Consider the following 9,614-nt stretch of genomic DNA (forward strand, 5'->3'; position numbering starts at 1 on the left):
GTTTTATGAACATAGTTTGGAACTTTGTCTCGTCAGGTGCAAGATCTGAGTTTAACCCCTGACGAATAGCTGTTTTTAAGGCATTCCGTAGCTGTGATAAAGAAAGAGACTCTTGAGAATTAATCTCTAACTGTCCCGTCATTCCTTGGGAGTGACTAAAACTGTGACCGGCAAAAAATAAAATATCCCATCCTTGTTCATCCCACAACCAACGATCTAAGTCTTGACGCTGGGGTTCCACTAAAAAAATTACTTCCCCATCGGGTAATTGTTCGAGAAGGGTACGATCTTTTTCAACATCAATCCCTTGACTGTTTCCTAAAATAGCTAAAATTCTAACCTTTCCATCTCGTTGCATTGATACCGTCGAAACTCGTCCATATTCAGCCGGACTTAAGGCGACTTCCACAAAGGGATAATCTTCAAAAAAATGCCACAAATGCCAAGGAAACCGTCGCAGTTCCTCGTTTTCAGTTTCGATAATTAGACGAATTTCATCAGAGACATTAACATGACTGCGTAGTTGACGTTCAATGCGACTAAAAGATTCTGTACTTAACCATTGATTCAGTTGGGTTTCTAATTGTTCGCAGAGATAAAGAAATTCCCCATCAGAAATATTAGTTACCTCTTCGGTATCAAATTCAATCATTGGTGACCCTGAACCCCGATAACGACGCAATATCAGGTTCTCAGACAGTGCTTCATAGAGATTCTGCCATTTTTGATAATCATCCCATAATTTTGTATCAGGGGGTAAACTCCCACTCAGTTGTAAAGATATGGGATGATTAGGTTCTGAAACTTGGATATTGACGTTAGAAAATCCCTCTTGCCAATTTCCTTTGCCCAATTTTAAAACAACCAGTTTGCTCATTTAAACAATAAAATCCTTTGTGCTGCAATGGTCATTGAGTGTTATTTGAAGACGAAAACGTAATCCTTGAGGACATTTAAATCGAGGAATTCTGATGGCATTATCTTGAGTACGAGATTGTATTGATTGTAAAATATCTCCTGTTTCTGATAATAAGGTTAGTTGTATCATTTCTGGCAAATAACGACGATCAGATGGGGGAACCAGTTGCAAACTGACAGCGATTCTATCATCCTTTTCATGAGTTAATTCTACCAGTAAAATAACTTGTTCAGTCCCAAGGGTAATTAAATTTGCTCGTTGAATATTATTAGTATTAGTGGGGGTATTACGTCGACTACTAAAGGCTAAATTCAAGGTTTCTGGTGTTTGCCAAGGGGTTTCAAAAAGATTATCAAACCAACGACTTAAATTAGTTAATAAACTGCTTTGAACACTATCTTGACGACGTTGAGACAGTTGTTTGCGCCAATTAGTATTAGCAATAAGTGAACTCCAGAGAGAGAAAGGAACAGCTAAACGAGGTTCTTTTATCTCAGTATTACCTAAACGTTCAATTAAATTTTCTGCTTGGATCGAAGATAAAGAGGTTAAAGGAACAACCTCTGCTTGAGTCACTTCTTGTATCTCCAGTTCTTGGGATACCCAAAAGGCATTTATGTCTTGAAATAAAAAAGGTTTCTCCAAACTGTAAGTGCGATCGCGACTATCATATTTTCCCTTCTCTTTCAATTTTTGATGCGTTGTGTAACCCCAAATATTTAAGCATTCTTCATCTACATTAACTTGAACAGCAAGATAATAATCAGCTACCCATTCAGGAATATCAACCCATTCTTGAGGAACCCGTAGTTCATCTTCATCCATCGCTTCAGTGGGTAACAGTACAATGCGTTTATCTCCTAACATAAGGGTAGAACCCTCCACCAATTCCCACAAGTTGGTTAAAGGATCATCTGGCCAGATTTGCACTTCATGGGATGATTCTTCTTGAACGTAGGAAAGAAAACAAGTTAAGCTAAGTTGATTGAGATAAGCACGCCATCGGGTGATTGCACTCGAACAAATATGGCTTTGTTCCCAAGCTTGGGATAAGTTAGTTTCAGAGAGTTCAAGCAAAAGTTGGTTAGGTTGGGCAAATAAAAAAGTCATTAGATATTCCCTGATGAAAAGTGGTTAAGGAGAAGACGGGTTTGAGTGCAATTAATCGGGGTTGCTGGTCAAAATGTAAGACTTAAAGAGACACATTGTTTAATTATTCTACTGACTGCTTTCCCCGAAATAGTTAGTTAACCATTCCTCTAAAACGGTACTCATACTATTGAGTATGTCGGAAGTTAGAGAAATATGCAGGGTTTGTTGACTCCATTGACCTAATTTCAGCAACAGGGTTTGCTTTGCTTTGGTTAAACGTCGTGAAACTGTGTATTGCTTTGTTGCTAACTGTTGAGCAATTTCTTTTTGTGTCAATCCTTGACCATAATAAAGATCAAGGATTTCTCGTAAGTCTGGTTTTATTTGCAGCAAAATTTCTGTCAATGTCTCATTGATCTGGGTTTGTTGAGACAAGCGTTGCTGTTCCTCTTCCTGGGTAATTAAATCCCCTAATAGAGACTCAGATTTAGAGTCAGGTAGAATATCCAGTAATTCCCCGGTTTCTTGTCCTGGGGTTGGGGTATTAATAGATTTGACGGTAGGGTAAAGATAAGATCGGGCTGCTTTGACACAAAGAAGGAGAGATTGTTCTATGGTTTTAGGGTCAAGAGTCGATCCAGGTGCATCTAACTGTGCATAACGTTCTTGATTATATTGATGGGCGATCGCTTCTAGGGTAGCATCATCGGGTTTGGGTAATTGACGGGTTCTTGTTCGAGATGAATCACTACTAGGGACATAATTGGTTTTAAAACATTTCCAAAGCAGGACATAACTGTCAATTATCTCCTTGGTTAAACCAGCTTGTTGTAATGATTCTACTAAGCGTTTTTGACTCAGTTTACGTAATAAAGCCCAAGGACTACAAATATCAATTTCTTGTCTTTGTCGAAGAATTTCCCTAATATAGTTGGATAAAATAACAATAGCATAGCTTTTAAAATTACTTTTTTGTAGCGGATCAAACCCTTGAAGAATAGAATCAATAGAAGATAAAGCGATTTGAAAACAATCAGACACCTCATATTTTAGATCGCCAAAGTCAGTGGTTGCTTTTTTTGCCGCCCAGTAGCTAGGTTCCTGTAAATAGGCAGTCAGATGGGATTTTGCTTGCATTTTCTGGGGTTTTTCTTGAGACTGAGAAGATACTTGCCAGACTCTGTACCAATAAAGTCCCCAAAAGCTGTGCGATCGCTCTTTAACAGACTGCCCAACTAGACATTTTTCCATGCTGCGACGCAATTTAGGATCGCTAGACCAATAGCTAAACTCACCTGCCTCAAATTGAACAAAGGTAGAAAATATTGCAACAATGTTTTGTCTAAGGCGCATAATTCTTAATATGGCATTGGGTGTAAAGTATTATAGCGGTTTTGAATTGAATAGATTAACCGTTAAATTAAATTGTTAATACTTTCCATATTTCAACAGCAACTCCTTATATTGTGCATAACCTTGGTGAAGTCAAATCTACTAATATAATGAACCCTCAAAAATATTAATATAGGTGTGGAGCTAAAAACAATGCAAGTTAAATGGAAAAAGTTATTACTATATACATTCATTGCCCTAGTGTCTGAAATCTTACTTAATTTTCTAGGACTTGATGATCTTGCAGACTACAGTGAGTTTATCTTTAAACAATCATCTTTGGTTTCATTAAGTTCAAATCGTTATTCTTATAAATAAAAACGCACAGGTTTTGGAAATAAATTGTAGGGAATGGCTTTTTCTCAGTCTAGATTAAAATGGATTTCCTACAAGAGAAAATCCGCTCCAATAGTAGGGATGAGATAAATCTAAGTTTTCTAATTTCATCTCTTCTGAAGTAATAGAAATAGCTTCTCTAGGAGTTTCTAACTGTCCTTCTCCCCAACGGATTTGTTTTTTAATCATGGCAATTTGGGCTTGTCTAAGGGCTTCTGCTTTCAAGGAATTTTCCTTAAGTTGCCAATAAAATTCACTCATAATTCCTACAGTACCAATATCACTCGCTCGCCATAAACTCCCTAATGCTGAATCAATCCCTGATTGAAGAGCTAAACCCACAAACCCTAATTCCGCATTAATATCTCCTAAAGCAGTATCACAGGCACTAAGAACTAATAAATTAACTGGAGGTTTATTCCAGTCAAGAGATTTCATTTGTCTAAGATGAAGTCGAGTATCAGAAAATTGAATATAAGAATTTCTTGGATCACCAGGATTAAATTGAGCGTGGGTAGCTAAATGAACGATAGGATAAGGATAGTTTTGTCGTTGTTTTCTTAAATTACTAACAGTAAATTCTTCATTTAAAAAACTTCTTCCTTGCCACACTTGAGGAACAATAGTAGATAGTTCTGCCGCAACTCCAGGTAAAGGTTTATTATCGGCAAACTCTGACGCACCCATGGCCAACATTTGAGTATTGTCTAACTTTTTATAGTCCCAGTTAGTGAGGTTAAAACCAGGAATTCTAGTAAGTGCATAATTCTCGATTAAAAAGTTTTCACCATCGTGTAATGCGGCGAAAGGAAAAGATCGCAATTTAGGACCTATACATAAAATTAAAGTATCAATATTTTCTCTGAGTAGATGATATTTTATTGGTTGGATCATTATTTTATGGAGATCCTGCGCAGTTTTAAGATAAGCAGAAGACTGAGGAGATTGTATTTGTTGATGAAATTGTTTAATTATTTTAAATAACTCTTCTCGATTACCTTCAGGAACTCTTATTCCCATTGCTGGTTTTCCTGGAGTAACAATATATAATGCCAAATAATCAGGAGTAGAATTAATCCAGACAACTGCCGATCGCTTACCCGTTTTTTCGCTCAACTCAGTTAATTTATCAGCAATATTTTCAGGGGTTAAAGATAAACTAGAAAAGTCATTATCAAAGTATTTTTCATAAACCCCTTCCCATTGATTTTCAAGGTTAAAAACCTGCTTAGACAAATAGCTTTCCACTCCATCAGGGTTACGAGTCCCTCCGGGAATAGATTCACCTCCAGGGGTTCCCGTATCAGGGGGTTGGGGTAACTGTTCTTGGTTTTGTTGCTGCTGAGGTTTTTCGGCTACTAACCCTGGAAAATCCATAAAATTGACCAACAAGAAGGTTATGGTCGCAGAAAAAGTCATTAATGATATCAGTTTTTTCATGATTATATGGCAGTTTCCATACTTGTAAGATACAAAATTTTCTAGTTTTAGGAGTCAGGAGTCAGGAGTTAGGAGTCAGGAGTTAGGAGTTAGGAGTTAGGAGTTAGGAGTCAGAATTTAAATATTAGGTGAGGTAGACCTTACTCGTTAAGAGAAAGGTTATATATAAGATTAAATATTCCAAAATGGTTATGGTTGCCAAATATTAATGACAGGATTACGACCACTACTAATAATATCTCCTGAAGGGAGAGTTGCAACGGACAAAACCCAGTCTTTCTGATCTGTTAAAGTCTCCAAAAGCTTCTGATTTTGCCAGTCCCACACCTGAAGCGTACCATCAATACTACCACTCACTAGGGTTTTACCGTCACGACTAAAACTAACCGCAACAACCCGATCGCTATGTTCAGAAAAAGTATAGACAACGTTTCCTGTTGAAATATCCCAGACTTTAACTGTACCATCCCAACTCCCACTAGCTAAGTAGTTTCCATCAGGGGAAAAGGCTACAGAGCGAACCGCCTTGGTATGATTAGATAAGGTTTGTAACAGTTTACCGCTTTGAACATCCCAAACTTTGACCGTGCCATCTTTACTACCACTAGCTAAATGCTTTCCATCGGGACTAAATGTGGCAGAAAATACCCAATTTGAATGATCGCTAAACGTCCGCATTAATTCCCCTGTTGACACATTCCAGAGTCTAATGGTTTTATCCGAACTTGCACTGGCGATGGTTTGTTCATTTGGGCTAATTTCTACTGACCACAAAGAACCTTGATGCGCTGTCAGTGTACGAATTAAGTCCCCTGTCTCTATATCCCACAGCTTAATGGTTTCATCAGCACTCGCACTAGCAATAAATTGTTTATTATGACTAATGCTAACAGAACGAACACCATCTAAATGACCAGTAAGGGTATGTAAAAGCGTTTGTGTCTCTGTATTCCAAACTTTGATCGTTTTATCTTCACTACCACTGACTGCTATTTTACCATCGGTACTGGAGGCAACTGACCAAACGATATTTTCATGACCTAATAAGGTTTTAGCATTGTTGAGAGGATTTATCTGACTCTCTTTTTCTTGGGTTAAGGAAGAGGTGACAGGGATAGGAAAAAATCTTGCCATTGCAACTCCTAAGATTAAAGTAACTAAGGTAAAGAGAAAATATTGTCCCCATTTAGGAAAGTTTTTTCTAGAGGGGGAAGTGGGGTAGGTGTGGGAAGATGGGGAAGTTTGGGGAGTGTGGGAAGAAGTAGGGAGCAGGGAGTGGGGAGTGTGGGGAGTGTGGGAGGTTTGGGGTGATGTTGGCAGAACTAAAGAATTAGAAAAAACAGCTAAATGCAACGCTTGACTTAATTCTTGAACAGAATTGAATCTATCATTAGGAGACTTTTGTAAACAACGCATTACTACTGCTTCAAGAGTTTCTGATAAATGCTCACAGTTAGGTTGCGATCGCAAAGGAAGAGGGGTTTTGGACGCATGAGCAAATAGCCAAGACTCCACACTCACTTGATTTTCTCGAAAGTTAAAGCCAAAGGGATCAACCCCTGTTAACATTTCATATAACATTAACCCTAAACTATAAATATCTGCCCGTTCATCTAAGTCTCTTAACCCTTCTAATTGTTCAGGTGCGGCATAATGACAGGTTCCTAAGAACATATTTGTCATACTAGTATGTTCTGCTTGAAGGTTGCGAATTTTAGCAATACCAAAATCAATAACTTTTACCAAGTCTCCTAACGCAGTGGGAACAAGAAAAACGTTTTGGGGTTTTAAGTCTCGATGAACAACTTTTATGGTTTGGGTTTCTCCTGTTTCTTCATCTACTAACGTCACACCATCATGGGGTAATTCTAATCCTGCACAAACTTGAGAAATAATTAAATAAGTTTCTTCAGGAGACAAACGAGGGGTATGTTTTAACCTTTGAGCAAGGGTTTCTCCTTCAAGGTATTCCATTATATAGAAAGGATAACCTCCCTCAGTAATTCCATAATCACTAACTTGAACAATATGTTCACTTTTAAGAGAAGCACAAATCTTTAATTCCCAATCAAAACGAATTCGCATAGAGCGATCATCCGCTAAAGATTCTTTGAGTAGTTTAAGAGCAACTGGTTTATTGAGACGTTTATCTGTTGCCAAAAAAACATGACCCATTCCTCCTTCTCCTAATTGTTGTTCTAAACGATAACGGTTTTCTTCTCCAATGTATAAAGCACCGCTAGGGGAAGGTTGAGCAGAAGAAATACTCTGGAAATTCTCAGGAGAAAATTTGATGGAAAACATAATAAGCTCTTTGTTGTGAAGTCAGGAGTCAGGAGTCAGGAGACAGGAGACAGCAGACAGGAAACAGGGGAGTGTGTGTGGAAAGAAAGAAGTTAGTAATAGACGTTAATCATTTTGTAACAGTGATAAATAATTCAGCAAGGTTGATCAATAAGTAGGGGTTATTGATCAATTATTTTGCAAGTAAGAGGAATTATTCAGCAAGATTAATTAATAAGTAAGGGTTATTGATCAATCATTCAGCAAGCAATAAGAATTATTCAGCAAGTAAGAAGAATCATTTAGCAAGATTAATCAATAAGTAAGGGTTATAGATTAATTAACATGAGTTTGAGATAAGCTAAAACATTCATTCTCTCCTTGTCTAAAACATCGATTATTTGGTTAACTATGCCTAAACTCTGACATCTAAACCCTGAACCCTAAATTCATTTTATCTAAGCTTCAATTTCCACTTCATCCACAGCATAGGCAATACAAGGTAAAATAAACCCTTCTTCTTGTTCCTTTTGATCTAGTCCATCGGGTTCCCCTTCATAGCGAATATTTCCCTTACGTTTACGCTTTTTACATGCTCCACAAACCCCTTGCATACAACCACTACGAATATTCACCCCTTCTTGTTGCGCTACTTCTAAAATTGATTCTTGATCGTCACAAGTAACGGTTTTGCCGGAGTCAATAAATGCGATCGCTGGTTGGGTTGAGACGTTGGGTTGAGAAGATGTTGAGGTTTGAGGAGCAAAAGATTTTTCAATTTTCTCCCTGCTCCCTGCTCCCTGCTCCCCGCTCTCTTGTAGTCTTACAGGAGATGTTACTTTAGCCTGTTTTTTACCTACACCAAAACTCTCTTCATGATAGTTTTCTGGGGGAAGTCCCATGTTTCCTAACAAGGTTTTTACCCCTTTCATAAACCCATCGGGACCGCAAACATATACGGATCGTTGTTTAAAATCAGATACCATTGTTGATAACATCTGTTCGCTGAGTCTTCCTCGATACCCTAGCCAAGTTTCTCCAGGTTCCGGTTGCGTCAAAGAGATTGCCAGATGAAAATTAGGGTTTCTTGCTGCCATTAATTGCAGTTCTTGTTCCATAATGATATCTTTACGACGACGGCCACAGTAAACAAACACCACATCCTCTTGCCCTGCGTTATCATAAATCCAACGAGACATAGAAATCATGGGAGTTATACCACTTCCAGCAGAAATCAATAACAGTTTTGTATTAGAATCCTTTGCACAGGTAAATTTTCCCATTGGCCCCCCTGATAACTTAATTTGATCTCCAACTTTTAGGCGATCGTGAAGCCAGTTAGACACTAAACCAGGAGGAATATGAGGCGCATTGGGAGGTGAAGGAACCCGCTTAACAGTAATTTCGAGAACATGGGGACGGGTAGGGGTTGAAGAGATAGAATAAGCACGTCTAACGGTTTTACCTTCAATATTGAGGTTTAAAGTGACAAACTGACCGGGTTGATACCCAAAGGAAATAGCCGGTTCAGCAATAAAGGAAAAGGTTTTCACGTCTTCGGTTTCTTCAATAATACGAATACATTTAACCGTTAGGTCTTGTTGCGTCCAACTTGCGACATTAGTTGCTGGAATTTTATGGTTAGAGATGGTGGTTTCAAGGTTCTTTTCCATCCCTTGAACCGCTAACACAAAGTCACCAATACGGATAATATCATCGGGTTTCAGTGCATATCTTTGGTTAACCATTGCGGTTTCATGATTAACACGGGAACCATCGGTACTGCCTAAGTCACTAAAATAATATCGTCCCTCATCATAGCCAATTCTACCGTGAACTCGACTGACTTCTGGGGTTGCCAAGACAAGATCGCAAGTTGTGGCCCGTCCAATGATCCATTCTCGTTTTATTTGATCGGGGGTTAAGGTTTTGTCTTGGAATTCACCAATGGTATAGTTGAACACCTTTAAATTTAGCATGGTTTCCGTCTCCTACGAAGGCAATGAATTAACTCACTTATTCATAGGTGACAGTCTGAAAAATTATGCAGTTTTCACCACGGGAGAGGAATAATAGCGATCTGTCATATTTGAATAGTGGGACTTTAGCTAGAATATAAGTTGAATCATGCGCTAATATAGATAGGATAGGC

5 protein-coding genes and 1 pseudogene are annotated in these 9,614 nt (G+C 38.3%); all 6 read right to left on the bottom strand.

Features of this window, described 5'->3' with window-relative positions; translation table 11 throughout:
* Positions 1-877: pseudogene (locus tag P9B04_RS08795) on the bottom strand (CHASE2 domain-containing protein); the annotation flags it as partial.
* Positions 878-2,029 (bottom strand): DUF1822 family protein, encoded by a 1,152-nt coding sequence (locus P9B04_RS08800; RefSeq protein ID WP_342054610.1) that lies wholly within the window; start codon positions 2,027-2,029, stop codon positions 878-880.
* Positions 2,030-2,137: 108 nt separating this feature from the next.
* Positions 2,138-3,364, bottom strand: a complete 1,227-nt coding sequence (locus P9B04_RS08805; RefSeq protein WP_342054611.1) for a sigma-70 family RNA polymerase sigma factor — start codon at positions 3,362-3,364, stop codon at positions 2,138-2,140.
* 411 nt (positions 3,365-3,775) lie between these two features.
* On the bottom strand, positions 3,776-5,158 hold the full coding sequence (locus P9B04_RS08810; protein WP_342054612.1) for a CHAT domain-containing protein: 1,383 nt from the start codon (positions 5,156-5,158) through the stop codon (positions 3,776-3,778).
* A gap of 210 nt (positions 5,159-5,368) precedes the next feature.
* Complete coding sequence (locus P9B04_RS08815) at positions 5,369-7,483, bottom strand: serine/threonine-protein kinase (RefSeq protein ID WP_342054613.1); 2,115 nt, start codon at positions 7,481-7,483, stop codon at positions 5,369-5,371.
* 437 nt (positions 7,484-7,920) lie between these two features.
* Positions 7,921-9,441, bottom strand: a complete 1,521-nt coding sequence (locus P9B04_RS08820) for an FHA domain-containing protein (RefSeq protein WP_342054614.1) — start codon at positions 9,439-9,441, stop codon at positions 7,921-7,923.
* Positions 9,442-9,614 lie beyond the last annotated feature (173 nt).

Origin of the sequence: Crocosphaera sp. Alani8, assembly GCF_038442745.1 — a bacterium.
GTDB lineage: Bacteria > Cyanobacteriota > Cyanobacteriia > Cyanobacteriales > Microcystaceae > Crocosphaera.